We start from the raw sequence: 18,430 nt of genomic DNA, 5'->3' as shown, positions 1-18,430 counted from the left end.
GGCCCCGGCCAAGGGCCGGGGCAAGGCTTTGCCCGTTTCGGGCAAAGGCGGTGGTACCTGATGTATCGCCGTCCAAACTCTCTGTACTAGAGGACTTGTCATGAGCGTTTCTGTTACCTACGACCCAATTTTCGGCAGCTCGACCATCGATGACTACCTGGCGTTCTGGTCGACCGGCTTCGCCACGGCGGGGCACGGCTACAGCAACACCGGTGGCTTCAGCAATGGCACCTTCAGCGGCGATCAGTACGCCACCCACGGCGCCAACGGCTCGGACTACGCCTTTATCGCTGACAGCGACACGAGTCTGAATTACGTGTTCAACCCGGCTCTGCCCGCCAGCAGCAATCAGAACCACTACCTCTACGGCCAGCTGGACAACATCTCTCTGGGTGAGGTGCTCGGCGGTGGTTCGGGTAGCGATTTCAGCCTGAGCAATTACGTGGTCACCTTCAGCGGCCTGGATCTGTCCGCTGCCTTTGGTGCTGGCCGTGTCGGCAACGAAGTGCACGAGACGCTCTACAGCCTGATGCAAGGCAATACCGCTCCACTGGAAACGGTGCTGGACGACCTGTTCGCCGCCTACGGCGTGTCCACCGACGACACCTTCGACGTGGTCGCCGCTGCCCTGGCGGCTGGCCCGCTGAGCACCAGCTCGGCCGAGCTGATCGGTGTTCCGGAACTGGCGGACGATCTGGCCCTCGCGGCCTGACCGAGCGGTGATGAAAAAGGCGGCGGGGAGATCGCTCTCCCGGCCGCCGGCAACGACCACCGTGGTGCTGGCCTGAACAACTCGCGCCACGGTGGCCGACGAATTCTCGACATGCGCGGCCTGCTGCGTCAATCCGGCAGGCGGCGTTTCTGGGGCCCGAAGGCATGCAACCCTCCAATGAAATCCTCGCCGCCCTGGCGATCTGTCGGCGTGGCTTCCTCAGCGTCGGCGCGTTCAGCGCAGTGATCAACCTGCTGATGCTGGCTCCAGCGCTGTACATGCTGCAGGTCTACGACCGTGTGCTGGCCTCGGGCAACCAGATGACCCTGGCCATGCTGACCCTGATGGTGCTCGGTCTGTATGTCTTCATGGGGGGGCTGGAGTGGGTGCGCAGCCTGGTGGTGATCCGCCTTGGCGCGCAGATCGACCAGCGCCTGGGCGCTCGCGTCTACGATGCCACCTTCGATGCCAGCCTGCGCGTGGGGCGTGGCAGCAGTGCACAGCCGCTTAACGACCTGACCAGCCTGCGCCAGTTCGCCACCGGCAATGCCTTGTTCGCCCTGTTCGATGCGCCCTGGTTTCCGCTCTACCTGGCGGTGCTGTTCCTCTTTCATCCCTGGCTCGGCTGGTTGGCATTGGGGGGCGCGGTATTGCTGCTAGCGCTGACCTGGGGCAATCAGTGGCTGACTCGTGCGGCCCTGGCCGAGGCCGGGCAACTGGCGATCCAGTCGACCCAGGCGGCCAGTGCGCACTTGCGCAATGCCGAGGCGACCGAAGCCATGGGCATGCTGGCGCGTTTGCGCCAGCGCTGGCAGGCCGAGCACGGCCGTTTCCTGCACCTGCAGAACCGTGCCAGCGAGCAGGGCGCTGGTTTCGCGGCAGCCTCCAAGGGCGTACGCCTGGCATTGCAGTCGCTGATGCTCGGCCTCGGCGCACTGCTCGCCGTGGAGGGTCAGATCACCCCCGGCATGATGATCGCCGGTTCCATTCTCGCCGGCCGTGTGCTCAGCCCACTGGATCAGTTGATCGGTGCCTGGAAGCAGTGGAGCGGCGCGCAGCAGGCCTATCAGCGCCTGCGCGACCTGCTGCGTGCGCAACCGCCGCGTGCCAGCGGCATGCGCCTGCCGGCACCGCGTGGCGAACTGCGTGTGGAACAGTTGTCGGCCTGTGCGCCGGGTTCGCGCACACCGGTGCTGGCAGGGGTCAGCTTCGCCCTGGAACCGGGCCAGCGCCTGGTGGTTCTGGGGCCCTCCGGTTGCGGCAAGTCCAGCCTGGCGCGCTTGCTGGTAGCGGCGCAGGCGCCGTTGTCCGGCAAGGTACGCCTGGATGGTGCCGACCTGCAGCAGTGGGACAAGAGCGTGCTCGGCCCGTATCTCGGCTACCTGCCGCAGGACGTGCAACTGTTCGCTGGCAGCATCGCCGAGAACATCGCCCGTTTCGCCGAAGTCGAGGCGGACAAGGTCGTCGCGGCAGCGCAGATGGCTGGGGTGCACGAGCTGATCCTGCGCTTGCCGCAGGGTTACGACACGCGTCTGGGCGAGGGCGGTGCCGGGCTGTCCGGCGGGCAGAAGCAACGCATCGGCCTGGCCCGGGCAGTCTACGGCTTGCCGGCGCTGATCGTGCTCGACGAACCCGACGCCAACCTCGACGAAGCGGGCGAGCAGGCACTGCTGGCCGCGCTCGACCGTCTGCGCGAGCAGGGGCGTACGCTGGTGCTGGTCAGCCACCGCCCGGCGCTGCTCAAGGGCGCCGACCAACTGCTGGTACTGCGTGGCGGGCAGATGCAGGCCTTCGGTCCGGCCGCCCGGGTGCTGCAGGATCTGCAGCAGGCCGCACGTCCGACGCCGCAGAGCGCACCGGTACGGCGTGTCGCGCCGACCCTGAGCATGAGCTACGGCGCCGTGCCGGGAGGCCAGCAATGAGCGCGCCAGCGACGCTTCAGCCCCTGCACGTCGTCGATGCCCGTGCACCGACGCGGCTCGGCTGGTGGCTGCTGCTCGCCGGTTTCGGTGGTTTCCTGGCCTGGGCCGCGCTGGCGCCGTTGGACAAGGGCGTACCGGTAAGTGGAACGGTCATGGTCAGCGGCAATCGGCAGGCGCTGCAGCACCCCACTGGTGGCACCGTACGGCGCATTCTGGCTCGCGATGGTGATGCGGTTCAGGCCGGCCAGCCGTTGTTGGAGCTGGATGACCAGGCGCTGCTGGCGCAAGCCGAGGCACTGCGGGCGCAACTGATAGGCAGCCGGGCCAGCGCCGCGCGTTTGGCGGCCGAGCGCGATGGCGCCGACAGCATCGACTTCGACCCCTGGTTGCTGGCGCAGCCGGACGATCCCCTGGTGGCCGCCAGCCTGGAGCTGCAGCGCCAGTTGTTCGCCAGCCGCCGCCAGGCCCTGGCCTTGGAGCTCGACGGCCTGGCGCAGAATCTGGCCGGCAGCGAGGCGCAACTCGGTGGCCTGCGTGCGCTGCGCATCAGCAAGCAAGCTCAGTTGCATGTGCTCGACGAGCAACTGTTGGGCCTGCGTGAGCTGGCTGCTGAACAGTACATCCCGCGTAACCGCCTGCTCGATGTCGAACGCCAGCGTGCCGAGCTGAGCGGCCTGCTGGCCGATGACATTGGGCGCATCGCCCAACTGCAGCGGCAGATCGCCGAATTAGGTCTGCGTGGCGCGCAGCGCCGTGAGCAGTTCCAGGAACAGGTGCGTAGCCAACTGGCCGAGACGCAGGTTCGCAGCGAAGAATTGCACCACCGCCTCGCCGGAATCGAGGCCGAGCGGCAACTCACCCTGCTGCGTGCCCCGGCCAGCGGCCTGGTGGTCGGGCTCAGCGTCTTCACCGAGGGTGGTGTGGTCGCACCTGGGCAGGCATTGATGGAGATCGTCCCACAGGATCAGCCGCTGCTGGTCGAAGGCCGCCTGAGCCCGGCCCTGGTGGATAAGGTGCACCCCGGTCTGCCGGTGGAGTTGCTGTTCACCGCCTTCGAGCAGCGCACCACGCCCCGTGTCGCCGGTACGGTGGAGTTGGTTTCCGCTGATCGACTGCAGGATGAGCGCAGCGGCGAGCCGTACTACGCCATTCGCATCCGTGTCGACGAATCGGCTATGCAGCAACTGGACGGGCTGCGCGTCCGCCCTGGGATGCCGGTGGAGGCGTTCATCAGCACCGGCGAGCGTTCGCTGCTCAACTACCTGTTCAAGCCGCTGCTCGACCGTACCCACCTGGCCATGGCGGAGGAATGAGCGTGCGTCTGCTCTGCTTGTGCCTGCTGTTGTGCTGTGTCCTGCCGGCGCATGCCCTCGGCCTGCTCGATGCCTATGCCCTGGCGCTGCGCCATGACCCGACCTTCCAGGCTGCCATCGCCGAGCGTGATGCGGGCCTGGAGAGTCAGGCCATCGGCCGTGCCGGACTGTTGCCACGGCTATCGTGGAGCTACAGCAACCAGCGCAACGACTCCGAAGTGACGGCAGGGGAGCAGCGCGTCGACCGTGACTACCGCAGCTACGCCTCGGTGCTCAGCCTGCAGCAACCGTTGTTCGACTACGCTGCCTGGGCCGACTACCGCCAGGGTGTGGCGCGTACCCTGTTGGCCGACGAGCGCTTTCGCGGGCGCAGCCAGGAGCTGGCGGTGCGTCTGTTCGAGGCCTACAGCCAGGCGCTGCTGAGTGACGAGCGCATCGCCCTGGCACGAGCCCAGCGCCGTGCCCTGGCCGAGCGCCTGCGCCTCAATCAGCGCCTGCTGCAGGCCGGTGAGGGCACGCGCACCGACGCGCTGGAAACCGAGGCGCGCCTGGCCCTGGCCGAGGCCGAGCTGATCCAGGCGCAGGACGACCTGGACGTGGCCCTGCGTGCGCTGGAAGCCATCGTCGGCGAGCCGTTGGCGCACAGCGACCTGCAACCGTTGCTCGATGACTTCCCGATCCAGCCGCCGCAGCCGTCTCGTTTCGAGGCCTGGCGCGACCTGGCCGTGGCCGGCAACGCCGATCTGGCGGCGCAGCGCCGTGCTGTCGACGTGGCTGCACAGAGCATCGAAAAACAGCGCGCCGGCCATCTGCCGACGCTCAGCCTGGTGGCCAGCAGTCGCCTGACCCGCTCCGATTCGGAGAGCAGCTACAACCAGCAGTACGACACCGACAGCATCGGCATCCAGCTTAGCGTGCCCTTGTTCGCCGGTGGCGGGGTGAGCGCGGCGACCCGTCAGGCCACGGCCGCCCATGTCCAGGCCGGCTTCGAGCTGGATGCGCAGACCGCCGAGGTGCTTACCCGCCTGCGTCAGCAGTTCAACCTGTGCAACAGCGCCGCCGCGCGCGTGCGCGCCTACCGTCTGGCAGTAAGCGCCGCGCAGACACTGGTGGAGGCGACGCGCAGGAGCGTGGCCGGCGGCGAGCGGGTCAACCTCGACGTGCTCGACGCCGAACAGCAACTGCACAGTGCCCGCCGCGACCTGGCCGAGGCGCGTCACGGCTACCTGCGGGCCTGGTTGCAGCTGCGTTATCTGGCGGGAATATTTGATGAGCAGGATCTGCTCAGTCTGGCGGGGTATTTCGTTGCGGAGCGGGGGTAGGGGGCGCCATGCGCACCAATTCTGGCGGCGAACGGCCGGTGCGCGTGGCGCACCCTACGGAAGGCGGCGCGCCCTGGCGTGCGGATGATTCACGCAAGGGCGGCCGGAGGGGGCTTAGATATCCCAGACCAGGTTGATCGCGAAGTTGCGACCGGGCTGGCTCAGGCGGTCGAGGTTGGCTGGAGCGGTAACACCTGCCTCACCATTACCGTCGTAACCGCGTACGTCGTCCCACAGCCAGTACTGCTTGTCGGTCAGGTTGTACAGGCCGGCGTTGATGGTCAGATCGTTGGTCAGCTTGTAGTAACCGGTCAGGTCGAGGATGCCGTAGCCGGGCGTGGCGAACTGGCTGCCGTCGCCGGTCGGGGAGTTGAATCCGCTGTTGTCGATACGGCTCTTGCGTTTGACCAGCGTCCAGTTCAGCAAGCCACCGAAGCGCTCCTGCTCGTAGCCCAGACCGAATACGCCGGTCAGCGGGTTGACGCTGTTCAGCGGCTCGCCGCTTTCTTCGTCACGACCGCGGGCATAGGCAATCGAACCCTGGGTGTAGAGACCTGGCAGCGCGCCGAAGCTGTCCAGATTCAAACGTCCCTTGGCCTCGGCACCGCGGATGGTGGCGCGGCTGATGTTGCGGCTTTGGAATATGGTCTGGCCGCCATTGGCTCCTACGGCATCTTCATCGATGAAGTCGCGATAACGGTTGTAGAACACCGCCAGGCTGAAGTTGCCGCCTTCGAAGTTACCGCGCAGGCCGGCTTCCAGGCTGCGACTGGTTTCCGGGTCGAGGTTCGGGTTGGGTTCCACGATGTAGGACGGATTGTTGTTCTGGAAGCGACCATACATCTCCTTGGCCGTAGGCGTACGGAAGCCTTCTGCGTACTGGGCGAAGCCGGTGTATTGCTCATCGAAGGCATAGGTCACGCCGAGTTTGGGCGAGACGCGCTGCCAGGTCTTGCTTGCCTCGGTGGGCTCGAAGGTGCTGGTGGGCGGGGCGCTGGCAAGGTACTCGTCGGTCAGGTCGGGCTTGAGTTTGGTGCGGTCGTAACGCAGACCCGGCAGGAAGGTCCACTGATTCCAGCGGATTTCGTCCTGCAGAAACACGCCGTAGACATCGACGGTTGGGTCTGGGAAATCGCTCTGGGTGGTGAGGGTATCGCCCGTGTTGTTGCTGATCGCACCGACGCTGGGGCAGTTGGTGCCCAGTGCCTGCAGGCATACACCATAACCGCTGCGTTGGCCGGTTACATCCTGGTGCTTGAGGTTGAAGCCGTAAGTCAGCAGGTGATCCGTTTCACCCAGGGCGAAGGCTTTGTCCAACTGTGCGTTGAGCACCCACTGGCGATCCTTGTAGTCGGTGCTGCGATAGCGCATCACGTCGCGGGTGATGGCCTGGGTAAAGAAGTTCCTGGCGGTGTAGTGCTCCTGGGTTCTCTGGTCGGTCTTGGCGATTTGGTAGTTCAGGCTCCATTTCAGGCTGTCGGCCAGCAGGCTGTCCAGGGCTAGGCTGTGCTCCAGGCCGAAGCGCTCACGGGTGATGGTGTCGTTGCCGCTGCGGCCCGCGTAGTAGTTCTGCCCCACACCAATGGTCGGGGCATTGAACGGCCCGCCGACGGCACTGAGTTGATTGCTGTCGCGGTCGTCTTTGTACTTCTCGTAGGTCAGTTGCAGGCGGTCGCTGTCGTTGTAGTTCCAGCCCAGCTTGGCCAGAACGTTGGTGGTGCGTACGTCCTCGGGGTTGGCCTCGGTGCGGCCCAGGCCGGTACCGCCGTGGTTACCGTAGGACTCGGTCTCGTGGCCGTTACGCTGAGATAGATGCAGCAGGGCATCGAAGTCCTGATAGCGGCCTGCGATGGTCGCCGAACTCAGCCAGCTTTCGTCTGCGGAGCTGTAGCCGCTTTTCAGCCGAGCACCGACATCGCGGCCTTCCTTGATGATGTCGCTCGCGTCGAGTGTGAAATAGCTGACCGCCCCGCCAATGGCATTGCTGCCATACAGGGCCGAGGCCGGGCCGCGGAGGATTTCCACCCGCTTGATGATTTCCGGATCGACATAGTTGCGCTGGGTATTGGCATAGGGGCCGTAGTAGAAGCTGGCAGGGATCTCGACACCGTCGACCTGAGTCAGCACCCGGTTACCATCGATACCGCGGATGTTGTAGCCGGTGAGGCCGGAGCGCTGACCAGTTCCGCCGACAGAGACGCCTGGCTCGTCGCGTACCAGCTGCTTGATGGTGTTGATGTTGTTGCGATCCAGAACGGTTCGATCACGCACGCTGACCGTGCTGGGAACGGCGTTTACATCCTGCTCGTGAAGCGTGGCGGTGACCGTCATCGCTTGCAGGGCGAGCGATTGAGACGGGTTCTTCACCAGCACCACGCTGCGCTCACCAATGCTGCGGTAGCTCAGGCCGGTGCCTTCGAGCAGGCGCGCCAGGGCCAGCTCTGGCGACAGTCGGCCATTGATCCCCGGTGATTCAATGCCGTCGGCCAATTGTGCCGGCAGGCCAATCTGCCAACCCGTGACGTCACTGAATGCGTTCAGCGCAGCAACCAGGGGCTGGCGCTCGATGGCGAAGCGGTAACCGCTCTGACTCTGCTGTTCGGCGGCGGGTGAACCATCGGCGGCTTGAGCCAGCAGTGGCAGGCTGGCGCAGGAAATGGAGAGTGCCAGTAGCGACAGGCTGGCGCTGGACAGCCGCAGGGAACGCTGGCGTCGGGTGTGAAGGGACATGGGTAAGCTCTCTGTGTGCGTCGGTCAGTTAATGCGAATTGTTTGCATTGTTCTGACGAGACGAACGACTCTTGCGAGAGCGTAAAAATTATTCTTCTCAGTTGAGAATCAGTAGCGACGGGTATTCGTGAAGCTGGGCCGAGGTCACTTGTGCCAGCGAGCGCATGATGTCGGTGGGTTCGCTCAGGCGATAGTTTCCGGTGATGCGCAGGTCATCCAGGCGGGAATTGCCGTTGATGATCCAGCCGGGGTAGTAGCGGCGCAGCTCGTCCAGCACTTCGTGCAGAGGGCGATCATCGAAGATCAGACGGCCCTGAACCCAGGCGAGTTGGTTGGCCGTGGCGCCGTGGGTGCGATTGCCAATACCGTCTGGGCCGACCCGGATGCTGTCGCCGCTGGCCAGGTAGATGCGGCTGTCGTTGCCTCGTGTGTGCACCTCGATCTCGCCGCGTTCGACGCTGACTTCGGCCTCGTCGCCGAGATAGCGGACGGAGAATGCGGTGCCGCGTACCGAGATCAGAATGGGCCCGGCGGCAACCTGGAAGGGGCGGCTGCTGTCCTTGGCAACGTCGAAGTAGGCCTCGCCACGCAGCAGTTGCGTGACGCGCTGGCGCTCGTCGATCTGGCTGGAGAAGGCACTGCCGGTGTTGAGCAGTACGCGCGAGCCGTCGGCCAGATCCAGGCTTTGCCGTTGGCCGATGGCCGTGACATGGTCGGCCCGCAAACGCAGTAGCAGGTCGCTTTGCAGGGTGATACCGACTACCAGCAGCAGTGAGGCGGCAATCGCCAGGGTTCTGCCGATGCGCCGCGAACGCTTGGGTGCTGTCTGTCTGCTGCGCTCCAGGCGAGCGGCGGCGGTCACCAGTATGGGCGCTTGCCAGCAGCGCTGGGCGCGTTCGAACGCTTCGGCATTGGCCGGGGAGGCGGCCAACCACTCGGCGAATCGCGCCCGACAATCGTCGTCGGCATTTTCCAGCAGGAGCAGCCAGTCCAGCGCCTGGCTCAACGGCGTGTCGCTGTCGGTGGGTGATCCCTGCTGCTGATGCATCGGGCTGTTCTCGAAACCGGGGGGCAATATTCTGGCCGAAGGTGTGAGTGAGCGATAGTCGCTCATGTCGGCGGGCTCAGGCGGTCGAGCAGGGTCATGCACAAGGCCATGATCAACTTGAGCTCTTTTTGTACCGTGCTGGGTGAAACACCCAGCTCGGCGGCGATCTCGGCATAGCCCTGGCCATGCAGGCGGCTGAGGATGAAGATGCGCTGCTGGCGCTCGCTTAATTGCTCCAGTGCACTGCCCAGGCGCTGCAGGAGGCGCTCGGCATGCAGGCTGTCTTCACTGGATGAGCCGGGTGCCGGGACGGCCTGCATGATGGCGTCCGGCACGTCATCAAGCATGGTGCGCGACTGCATGCGTTCGCGGCGCAGGTGGTCGAGCGCCAGGTTGCGCCCTGTCTGGAACAGAAAGGGCTCTAGATGATCGACCGGTTTTTCGCGCAGGCTACGGGCCACCCGTAGGTAGGTTTCCTGCACCAGCTCCTCGGCGATGCTGGCGTTCTTCACGATTTTCACCAGGGTACGCAGCAGCGGGGTGCGCTGGTTGATGAATACGCTGTCTAGGTTGGAAATGGTCACTGGCAAGCCCGGTTCGCCGACTACAAAATAAATAATAATCATTTTTAATAAGGTCGACTAGCGAGCGGGGCACTGGCGCGTCGTATCGGGCGAGACCTCGCTGTATTTCACCGTTATTTTTACGGAGGTTGGCAGGTTCGTTCGTCTTTATAAGGCAGTGGTGGTCGAACGCCTTGCGCATCTCGCGCAGCTATCCAGGGCGTTAGATCGGTCTAACTTCATGCCAGTCATCAGCGAGCTTTTCATGAACGCCTCTTCGCAACTTTCCCATCCGCTGCGTTCGCAGCGCCTGAACCAGGTCACTCACGAGCCGCATAGCAAGCTCGACAATCTGGTGAAGAGCCATGATCCGTTCGGCAGCCCGGAGCGGTTCTCCCACTTCGTGGCGGCCCAGTATCTGTTCCAGCGTGATCTGGAAAAACTCTACAACGATCCCGAGTTGATCAAACTGGTGCCGGATCTACCGCAGCGTTGCCGCGTCGAACAGGCCAGGCTGGATCTGGCCGATCTGAACCGCGCACTGCCCGAGGGCGATGACAGTATCCGCAACACGACCATGGGCACCGGTGAGGCCTTGGCCTGGCTGTTCGTGTCCGAAGGTTCCAAGTTGGGCGCGGCTTTCCTGCTCAAGCGCATGCCGGCGCTGGGTTTGAGCGAGACCTTCGGCGCGCGTCATCTCGGTGAGCCGGAAGGTGGTCGTGCGCAAGGCTGGAAAGCGTTCACGGCGGTGCTCGATAGCGTCGAGCTGGATGCCGAGCAGGAGCGTCTGGCCGAGGCGGCGGCGATTGCCGCTTTCGAGCGCTTCACCGTGCACCTGGAACGTTGTTTTGCCTGAAGCCACGCTGGCGCGTTCGGCCTGGCAGCGCTGGCTGTGGTTGCTGGTGGCCTACCTGAGCATCGGCATGGCCATGCTCGGCGTGATACTGCCGGGGCTGCCCACTACCGAGTTCGTTCTGCTTGCCGCCTGGGCGGCTTCACGCAGCTCACCACGGTTGGCCGCCTGGCTGGAGAACCATCGTATCTTTGGCCCACTGCTGCGTGACTGGAAGAACGGCGGTCTGATCGCCCGACGCACCAAATGGGTGGCCAGCCTGAGCATGCTGGTGGCTTTGGCCGTCCTGTTGCTGACGGTCGATCACCTGCCGTCGGTGCTGTTCGCCGCGGCCGGCATGAGTTGCGGTGCGCTGTTCATCTGGACACGGCCGGAGAAACCGAAGGCCGGGTAGGGGGGCAAGATCCCGTAGCCCGGATGCAATCCGGGACGGTCAGCGTGCATCCGGGCTACAGGGCTGTGGCTCCGTAGGGTGCGCCGTGCGCACCGGCGATCTCGTGGTGCGCACGGCGCACCCTACCCAAAGGCGCTCCAGAGGAGCGCCTTTTCCCTTCAGAACAAGGTCTGCGGCAGTTGCTGCGCCCGCGCCCGGCGCAGTTGCAGCCAGCCCATCAGGCCGAGCAGGAGAACCGCTGGAATCCACATGATTTCCTTGGGAGGACGGTGGGATTCCATCTGCAGTTCGAGAATTTCCTGATCGAACTGCAGGCCGGCGCGTTCGGCTGCCGATCTGAAGCTCACCGCGTCGATCAGGGTGCGCTCGCCCTCTTCATACAGCGTCAGGCCGAGGGCCTCCAGGCGTTCCTCGGGCACACTGTCCGGCACCTTGAACATCACCGTCAGGTCGCGGGTGCTGCCGTCCACTTCCTCCTGGCGCACCACCAGGCGTAGATCGTCGCCGGGTTCGGCCTGCTCCAGCGCTTCGGCGAAACGTGCCGGTGGCTCGCTGTGGTAGGGCGGGGTGATGCGATCCAGCCAGAAGTCCGGGCGGAACAGGGTGAAGGAAATCAGCAGCAGCAACGGCAGTTCGAACCAGCGGTTGCGGGTGATGAACCAGCCTTGGGTGGCCGAGGCGAACACCAGCATCGCCAGCGTGGCGCTGAAGAAGGTGATGATGCCCTGGGTGACGGTCACGTCGATCAGCAACAGGTCGGTGTTGAAGATGAACATGAACGGCCAGACGATGCTGCGCGCATCGTAGATGAAGGCCTGGATACCGGTCTTGATCGGGTCGTCCTTGGCGATTGCCGCCGCCGCGAACGAGGCCAGCCCCACCGGTGGTGTGGAGTCGGCCAGCAGGCCGAAGTAGAAGACGAACATGTGCACCGCGATCAGCGGCACCACCAGACCGTGCTGCTGGCCGAGCGAGACGATCACCGGCGCCATCAGCGACGACACCACGATGTAGTTGGCAGTGGTCGGCAGGCCGAGGCCGAGCACCACGCAGAACACCCCGGTGAGCACCAGCATCAGCAGCAGGTTGCCCATCGACAGGGTTTCCACCAGGTCGGCGAGAACGATGCCGACGCCGGTCTGCGAGATGGCGCCGACCACGATGCCGGCGGTGGCGGTGGCCACGCCGATGCCGATCATGCCGCGTGCACCAGCCTGCAGTGCGGCGTACAGGTCATACAGACCATTGCGCAGGGTGCCGGCGCGACGCAGCGGGTCGCGGCGCATCAGGTTGAGCAGCGGGCGTTGGGTGATGAGGATGACGATCAAAGACAGCACGCCCCAGAAGGCCGACAGGCCGGGGGACAGGCGCTCGACCATCAGGCACCAGACCAGGATCACCATCGGCAGCAGGAAGTGCAGGCCGGAGAGGAACACCTTGCGGGTGTCCGGCAACTGGGTCAGGGCGGTTTCCGGGTCTTCCGCGGCGAGCTGTTCGACCCCGGCGGAAATACGGATCAGCACCAGGTAGGCAATGGCGATCAGCCCGGCGATCACCCAGCTGGCATTGCTGCCAAACAGCGGCTTGAGCCAGCCGAGGCCGTAGTACACGGCCAGGGCCAGGGCGCTGACCAGGGCGATGCCGAAGCTCAGCGTCATCAGGCGCAGCAGAATGGGCTTCGGCGTTGGCCGCGGCAGGCCGGCCATGCCCTGCTTGACCGCTTCCAGGTGCACCAGCCAGAGCAGGGTGATGTAGGAAATGGTCGCCGGCAACAGGGCGTGCTTGAGCACCTCGACATAGGGAATGCCGACGTACTCGATCATCAGGAAGGCTGCAGCGCCCATTACCGGCGGCATCATCTGGCCGTTGGTCGAGGCGGCCACTTCGATGGCGGCGGCCTTGGTGCCGGGGTAGCCGACCTTCTTCATCATCGGAATGGTGAAGGGGCCGGTGGTGACCACGTTGGCGATGGACGAGCCGGACATCAGGCTGGTCAGCATCGAGCCGATCACCGAGGCCTTGGCCGGGCCGCCGCGCATGTGCCCGAGCATGGAGAACGCCAGCTGGATGAAGTAATGGCCGGCGCCGGCGCGGTCGAGCATGGCGCCGAACAGCACGAAGAGAAAGACGAAGGCCGTGGACACGCCCAGCGCCACGCCGAATACACCTTCGCTGCTCAGCCACTGGTGGTTGGCCAGCGCCTCCCAGGACACACCGCGGTGCGACAGCATGCCGGGCATCCACGGGCCGGCGACGGAATAGACGAGAAACACCAGGGCGATCACCGCCAGCGCCGGGCCGAGGCTGCGGCGCGTGGCTTCCAGCAGCAGCGGGATGCCGATCAGCGCGGTGAGCAGGTCGAGGCTGGTCGGTGTGCCTGGCCGGCTGGAGAGTTCGCGGTAGAAGATGAACAGGTAGAGCACCGCCGCGCCAGCCAGCAGGGCGAACAGCAGGTCGTGCCAGGGCACGTGGCTGCGCGGTGAACGACTGAATGCGGGATAGACCAGAAAGGCCAGGGTCAGGGCGAAGGCCAGGTGGATGGCCCTGGCTTCGGCATCATTGAAGATGCCAAAACTGAAAATGAACGGCAGGGGTGAAACCAGCCACAACTGGAACAGCGACCAGCTCAGGGCCAGGGTGGCGATCAGCCCGGCCATCACCCCGCTCGGGGAACGAGCACCGGTTTCCTGGGCAGCGAGTTCGGCAGCGCTCTGTTGATTCATGGGTGCAGCTCCAAATCAAACGGCCGATCCTGAAGGATCGGCCGGTAATCTCGGTGACGCGAGTGGTCTCTCCGCTTGCCCGGCTCAGACCGCAACAGGCGGGGTGGCGGCTCTGTCAGAGCCAGCCACGCTCCTTGTAGTAACGCTCGGCACCTTCATGCAGCGGGGCGCTCAGACCGGCGGAGATCATCTCCTTCTCTTCCAGATTGGCGAAGGCCGGGTGCAGGCGCTTGAAGCGGTCGAAGTTCTCGAAGATCGATTTGACCACCAGGTAGACCAGTTCCGGATCGGTCTTGCTGCTGGTCGCCAGCAGCGCCTTGCCGCCCAGCGACGGTACCGGCTGGTCGACGCCCGGATAGAGGCCGCCAGGTACTTCGGTCTTGATGTAGTAGGTTTTCTCTTCGAGGAACTTGTCGATGTCCGGGCCTTCCACCGGGATCAGTTTGCCGGAGACCACGCTTAGGCCTTCCTGGATCGCGCCGTTGGGGTGGCCGACCACGTAGGTCATCACATCCAGGCGGTTGTCGGCCATGGCCGAGGCCATTTCGGCAGGGCGCAGTTCAGCGGCCAGGGCGAAGCTGGAGCGCGTCCAGCCCTTGGCTTCCATGACTTCTTCGAAGGTGTCGCGGCTACCCGAACCTGGTACGCCGATATTGACGCGCTTGCCGGCCAGGTCATCGAAGCTTTCCACACCGGAGGCGACGCTGGCGAGGATGGTCAGCACCTCGGTCTGCATCGACAGCACGCTGCGCATCTCTTCCATCGGGCCTTGCTTGTCGAACGGCGCCAGGCCGTTCATGGCCTTGTACTGGTGGTCGGACTGGATGAAACCGAAGTTGAATTCACCGGTGCGCAGGGCGTTGATGTTGTACACGCTGGCGGCGGTGGACGGTGCGTTGCAACGTACGCCCTGGTCGGTGCCCAGGCGGTTGACGAAACGGCAGATGGACTGCCCGGCAACGTAGTAGACGCCGGTCTGGCCGCCGGTGCCGATGGTGACGAAGCGCTCCTGCGCATGACTGAGCGAGCTGGTGGCGGACAGGGCCAATGCCGCTGCCACGGAGGTGAATACACCGGAAATCGCGAATTTCTTCATGGGATGCTTCCTGTTGTTCTAGTCGATTGTTGTGCTTGGCCCAAACCGCAGGCCTTGCCTATCCAATGGCTATCACCGCGCCACTTAACCCTGTTCAAGGCTCGCTGCGCTTCGGCACTGCTGCATCAGGAGCAGGCTTCGGCTCGCGAAATTCTCAACAGTCTCAGGCTCACTCCGGGAGGGCGGCGGTCAGCATGATTTCCACCAGTACATCCTCGGATGCCAGCGGAGCCTGAAGGGTGGCGCGGGCAGGTGCGCTATTTTGCGGCAACCAGGCAGCCCATACCTCGTTCATGGCCGAAAAGTCTGTCGCAATATCTTTCAGCCAGATCTGCGCGCTGAGCAGACGAGTCTTGTCGGTGCCGGCGCGGGCCAGCAGATCGTCGATCTTGGCCAGGACTTCGCGGGTCTGTCCGGCGCAGTCCAGGCTGCGGTCGGTTGGCACCTGGCCGGATAGGTAGACCAGCCCGCCGTGGATCACCGCGCCGCTGAGGCGAGGATTGCTGTCGATACGCTGGATGCTCATGGTGTTCTCCTAATGGTGCGCAAGGTTCAACCGGCACGCAGGCCGGTCAGGTCGATGGGGCTGGCTGCGCCGCCGATCAGTTCGGCGAGAATCTGTCCGCTGGCGCAGGCCAGGGTGAAACCGAGGCTGCCGTGGCCGACGTTGAGCCAGAAATTGTCGTAAGGTGTAGCGCCCAGTAGCGGCGTGCCGGTGGCGGTGGACGGGCGCTGGCCGGCCCACTCGCGCGCTTCGGCGTAACGGCCGGCGCGGGGAAAGGTTTCTTCGCAATTGGCGCGTAGCGCCTGCATGCGCCGTGGGTCGACTTGATTGTCATGAGCACCAATGTCGACCATGGCGGCCACTCGAAGCTGGCCGCCGAGGCGGGCGTAGACCGTCTTGCGGTCGAAATCGGTGACGCTGATCTGCGGGCAGCCATCGCCGTTGGCGGCAGGCAGCGACAGGCTGTAGCCCTTGAGCGGATAGAGTCCCAGCTTGATGCCCAGCGGTGCGGCGATGGCCTGGCTGCCGTTACCGGCGGCGAGGATGAACTCGTCCGCTTCCAGCTCCGAGCCGTTGGCCAGGGTCAGGGCCTTGATGCGAGAACCTTCGTGGTGGGTGCCGGTTACCTGATCGCGCAGGCGCCAGTAACGGACGCTGGCTTGCAGGCGCTGCTCCAGTGCCTGGCAGAACAGGAAACAGTCGGCAGCTTCGTCGGATGCGCTGAAGATGCCGCCCGCCAGCTTGTCGGCCACATCGGTCAGCGCGGGCTCCAGCGCCAGGCATTCGTCGACCGAGAGCGCTCGTTGTTCATCGCCTTCGGCAATCTTGCCGGCTGCAGTAGCGAAGGTTGCTTGCGAGCGATAGACCACCAGCTTGCCGTTGCGCTTCCAGGCGAAGCCGTCGAGGCCATCCTGCTCGCGCCACTGTTGCAGTACCGCCTGGCTGTAAAGGGCAAGGCGCAGCAGGTGACCGCCGTTGCGCTGGTTCACCGAACGGCGGCAGGCAGCGAGGAAGTTCAGGCACCACTGCCACTGATCGGTCGACAGGCGCGGGCGGAACTGCAAGGGCGCGCTGGCGCCCTGCAGCATCCAGGCGATGGCTTTCAGCGGCACGCCGGCATCCGGCAGCGGCGACACGTAGCGGTAGCTGAGCTGGCCGCCGTTGGCGAAGCTGGTCTCCAGGCCAGGCTGGGTCTGCGCCTCGATCAGGGTTACCTGATGCCCGGCGCGCACCAGTGCATAGGCACTGGCCATCCCGATGACGCCACCGCCAATGATGGCAACCTGCTTGGACATGTCACAGCCTCGAACAATGAAACATGCGTCGGACTGTAGCGGCGCCTCGCAGGCTGGAACCAATGAATAGATGGCTCTAGAGTATTACCTTTGGTTATGTTCTTGAGGGTTGCGCCGTGCGCCTGCGCCATATCGAAATCTTCCAGGCGATCCTGCAGACCGGTTCGGTGACCGGCGCCGCCAGCCTGCTCAATGTCTCTCAGCCGGCGGCGAGCAAAGCGCTACAGCACGCCGAGGCGCAGCTGGGCTTCACCCTGTTCAAGCGGGTGCGTGGTCAATTGTTGCCTACCCCGGAAGCGCGAATCCTTGAGCAGTCCACGGCGCGGGTATTCGAGGAGCTGCAGCGCGCCCGGCGTCTGGCTGGTGGGCTGCGTCAGCAGAGCGCGCGCAGCTTGCGGGTGGTGGCGACACCGAGCCTGGCACAATCCCTATTACCCAAGGTTATTCCGCGCTGGATGAAGCGCTTTCCGGGCGTGCCCTACGAGCTGGCGACTCACCACACCCCGGAGCTGGTGGAGAATCTGCTGCTGCACGAGAGTGATCTGGCGCTGACGTTGCAGGATCCCAAGCATGCCGGTCTGAGCATGCGCACCCTGGCGCAGGGGCAGATGGTGGTCATTGCGCCGCCTGGCCACTGGCCGATCCACAGCCTGGACGAGCCGCTGGATATTCAGGAACTGGGCGGCGAACCGCTGCTGGCGCTGGATACCCGCGATGCGCTGGGCAGCCTGCTCGATCATCATCTCGGCGAAGCGCCGCAGCCACCGCAGGTGGTCGCCCGCGTGCAGACCTGGCTGCTGGCGCGCTCGCTGGTCGCCGAAGGGTTGGGCTTGGCGGTGGTCGACCCGCTGACCGGTTATGGGCCGGGGGCACCGATCCAGGTGCGGGCGTTGCGGCCGATGTTGCCGGTCAAGTTCTACGCACTGACGCGTCCGGATGAAGGCACCAGCGAAGCGCTGGAAGGCCTGCTGGAAGAGCTGAGCAAGGAGGCGGCGGGGTTGATGGGGTAGGGTGCGCCGTGCGCACCAGGGAATACGCGCTGCCTGCAAGGTGCGCATGGCGCACCCTACGGAGAGGGCCAAACGAAAACCCCGCCTGTTGGCGGGGTTTTCGTTGGGGCGAAGGCGATCAGAACGCCGGCACCACTGCGCCTTTGTACTTCTCTTCGATGAACTGCTTCACCTCGGCGCTGTGCAGGGCCTTGACCAGCTTCTGCACGGCATCGCTGTCCTTGTTGTCGGCGCGGGTGACCAGGATGTTGACGTACGGCGAGTCGCTGCCTTCGATGGCCAGGGCGTCCTGGGTCGGGTTCAGCTTGGCTTCCAGGGCGTAGTTGGTGTTGATCAGGGCGAGGTCGACCTGGCTCAGCACGCGCGGCAGGGTGGCCGCTTCCAGCTCACGCACCTTGATCGCTTTCGGGTTCTCGACGATGTCCTTCGGCGTGGCGAGGATGCCGGCTTCCGGCTTGAGTTTGATCACGCCGGCTTTCTGCAGCAGCAGCAGGGCGCGGCCGCCGTTGGTGGCATCGTTGGGGATGGCCACGGTGGCGCCTTGCGGCAGCTCGCTCAGGTTCTTGATCTTGCTGGAGTAGGCGCCGAAGGGCTCGACATGCACGCCGGCAACGCTGACCAGATCGGTCTTACGGCTGGCATTGAACTCGTCCAGGTACGGTTGGTGCTGGAAGAAGTTGGCGTCCAGGTTGCCCTGCTGCACTTGCAGGTTGGGCTGCACGTAGTCGGTGAACACACGCACCTTCAGCTCCACGCCTTCTTTGGCCAGGGCCGGTTTGACGAACTCGAGGATCTCCGCGTGCGGCACCGGGGTGGCGGCGACGTTGAGGGTTGCGGCCTGGGCCGAGAAGGCCGCGCAGGCGGCGATGACAGTCAGCAGTTTCTTCATATCAAGGTTCCTTTTGGGAAGGTTGGTGCGGGTCTCGCGGGTGGCGAGTCGCCGC

General features: G+C 64.8%; 15 protein-coding genes. 7 read left to right on the top strand and 8 right to left on the bottom strand.

Translation table 11 applies throughout. The annotated features are described in order from the left end of the window. Positions 1–100 precede the first annotated feature (100 nt). The 4 genes from HS968_RS25470 (at position 101) to HS968_RS25455 (ending at position 5,269) form a co-directional block, all read left to right on the top strand. Entirely contained in the window at positions 101–712 is a 612-nt protein-coding gene (locus HS968_RS25470; RefSeq protein WP_119694921.1) for a heme acquisition protein HasA, read from the top strand. A gap of 164 nt (positions 713–876) precedes the next feature. Next, the gene (locus HS968_RS25465) at positions 877–2,634 is read left to right on the top strand and encodes a type I secretion system permease/ATPase (protein ID WP_182369306.1); all 1,758 of its coding nucleotides are present in this window, start codon (positions 877–879) and stop codon (positions 2,632–2,634) included. Continuing rightward, a complete protein-coding gene (locus HS968_RS25460) occupies positions 2,631–3,947 on the top strand; it encodes an HlyD family type I secretion periplasmic adaptor subunit (RefSeq protein WP_182369304.1) in 1,317 nt (438 codons plus the stop codon). The genes HS968_RS25465 and HS968_RS25460 overlap by 4 nt, the downstream gene beginning before the upstream one ends. Next, the gene (locus HS968_RS25455; protein WP_182369302.1) at positions 3,944–5,269 is read left to right on the top strand and encodes a TolC family outer membrane protein; all 1,326 of its coding nucleotides are present in this window, start codon (positions 3,944–3,946) and stop codon (positions 5,267–5,269) included. Before HS968_RS25460 ends, HS968_RS25455 begins: the two co-directional genes overlap by 4 nt. A 114-nt stretch (positions 5,270–5,383) precedes the next feature. Here the strand turns inward: HS968_RS25455 and HS968_RS25450 are convergent, their stop codons facing one another. The 3 genes from HS968_RS25450 to HS968_RS25440 all read right to left on the bottom strand — a co-directional run bounded on the left by HS968_RS25450 (position 5,384) and on the right by HS968_RS25440 (position 9,631). Continuing rightward, the gene (locus HS968_RS25450; protein WP_182369300.1) at positions 5,384–7,999 is read right to left on the bottom strand and encodes a TonB-dependent receptor; all 2,616 of its coding nucleotides are present in this window, start codon (positions 7,997–7,999) and stop codon (positions 5,384–5,386) included. Between the two features lie 97 nt (positions 8,000–8,096). Beyond that, entirely contained in the window at positions 8,097–9,047 is a 951-nt protein-coding gene (locus HS968_RS25445; RefSeq protein WP_238338982.1) for a FecR family protein, read from the bottom strand. 62 nt (positions 9,048–9,109) lie between these two features. Further along, complete coding sequence (locus HS968_RS25440; RefSeq protein WP_182371687.1) at positions 9,110–9,631, bottom strand: RNA polymerase sigma factor; 522 nt, start codon at positions 9,629–9,631, stop codon at positions 9,110–9,112. Between the two features lie 244 nt (positions 9,632–9,875). Between HS968_RS25440 and HS968_RS25435 the strand changes: the two genes are divergently transcribed. Together HS968_RS25435 and HS968_RS25430 are read left to right on the top strand one after the other, a co-directional pair. Beyond that, the gene (locus tag HS968_RS25435; RefSeq protein ID WP_182369296.1) at positions 9,876–10,466 is read left to right on the top strand and encodes a biliverdin-producing heme oxygenase; all 591 of its coding nucleotides are present in this window, start codon (positions 9,876–9,878) and stop codon (positions 10,464–10,466) included. Continuing rightward, entirely contained in the window at positions 10,459–10,857 is a 399-nt protein-coding gene (locus tag HS968_RS25430; RefSeq protein ID WP_182369294.1) for a YbaN family protein, read from the top strand. Before HS968_RS25435 ends, HS968_RS25430 begins: the two co-directional genes overlap by 8 nt. Positions 10,858–11,015: 158 nt before the next feature. Here the strand turns inward: HS968_RS25430 and HS968_RS25425 are convergent, their stop codons facing one another. The 4 genes from HS968_RS25425 to HS968_RS25410 form a co-directional block, all read right to left on the bottom strand. Continuing rightward, positions 11,016–13,580: a TRAP transporter permease gene (locus HS968_RS25425; RefSeq protein ID WP_182369292.1), complete on the bottom strand. Its 2,565-nt coding sequence runs from the start codon at positions 13,578–13,580 to the stop codon at positions 11,016–11,018. Between the two features lie 115 nt (positions 13,581–13,695). Continuing rightward, positions 13,696–14,676 (bottom strand): TAXI family TRAP transporter solute-binding subunit, encoded by a 981-nt coding sequence (locus HS968_RS25420; protein ID WP_182369290.1) that lies wholly within the window; start codon positions 14,674–14,676, stop codon positions 13,696–13,698. A 169-nt stretch (positions 14,677–14,845) separates the two neighbouring features. Next, the gene (locus tag HS968_RS25415; RefSeq protein ID WP_119694911.1) at positions 14,846–15,202 is read right to left on the bottom strand and encodes a RidA family protein; all 357 of its coding nucleotides are present in this window, start codon (positions 15,200–15,202) and stop codon (positions 14,846–14,848) included. Between the two features lie 26 nt (positions 15,203–15,228). Continuing rightward, complete coding sequence (locus HS968_RS25410) at positions 15,229–16,476, bottom strand: D-amino acid dehydrogenase (RefSeq protein ID WP_182369288.1); 1,248 nt, start codon at positions 16,474–16,476, stop codon at positions 15,229–15,231. Positions 16,477–16,592: 116 nt separating this feature from the next. Here HS968_RS25410 and HS968_RS25405 point away from each other — a divergent pair, with 116 nt between their 5' ends. After that, a complete protein-coding gene (locus HS968_RS25405) occupies positions 16,593–17,486 on the top strand; it encodes a LysR family transcriptional regulator (RefSeq protein ID WP_182369286.1) in 894 nt (297 codons plus the stop codon). Positions 17,487–17,604: 118 nt separating this feature from the next. Here HS968_RS25405 and HS968_RS25400 read toward each other — a convergent pair whose 3' ends face one another. Then, positions 17,605–18,375 (bottom strand): MetQ/NlpA family ABC transporter substrate-binding protein, encoded by a 771-nt coding sequence (locus HS968_RS25400; RefSeq protein WP_182369284.1) that lies wholly within the window; start codon positions 18,373–18,375, stop codon positions 17,605–17,607. Positions 18,376–18,430: the final 55 nt, after the last annotated feature.

Source organism: Pseudomonas berkeleyensis, from assembly GCF_014109765.1.
Taxonomy (GTDB): domain Bacteria; phylum Pseudomonadota; class Gammaproteobacteria; order Pseudomonadales; family Pseudomonadaceae; genus Aquipseudomonas; species Aquipseudomonas berkeleyensis.
This window is presented reverse-complemented; position numbering and strand designations above follow the sequence as displayed.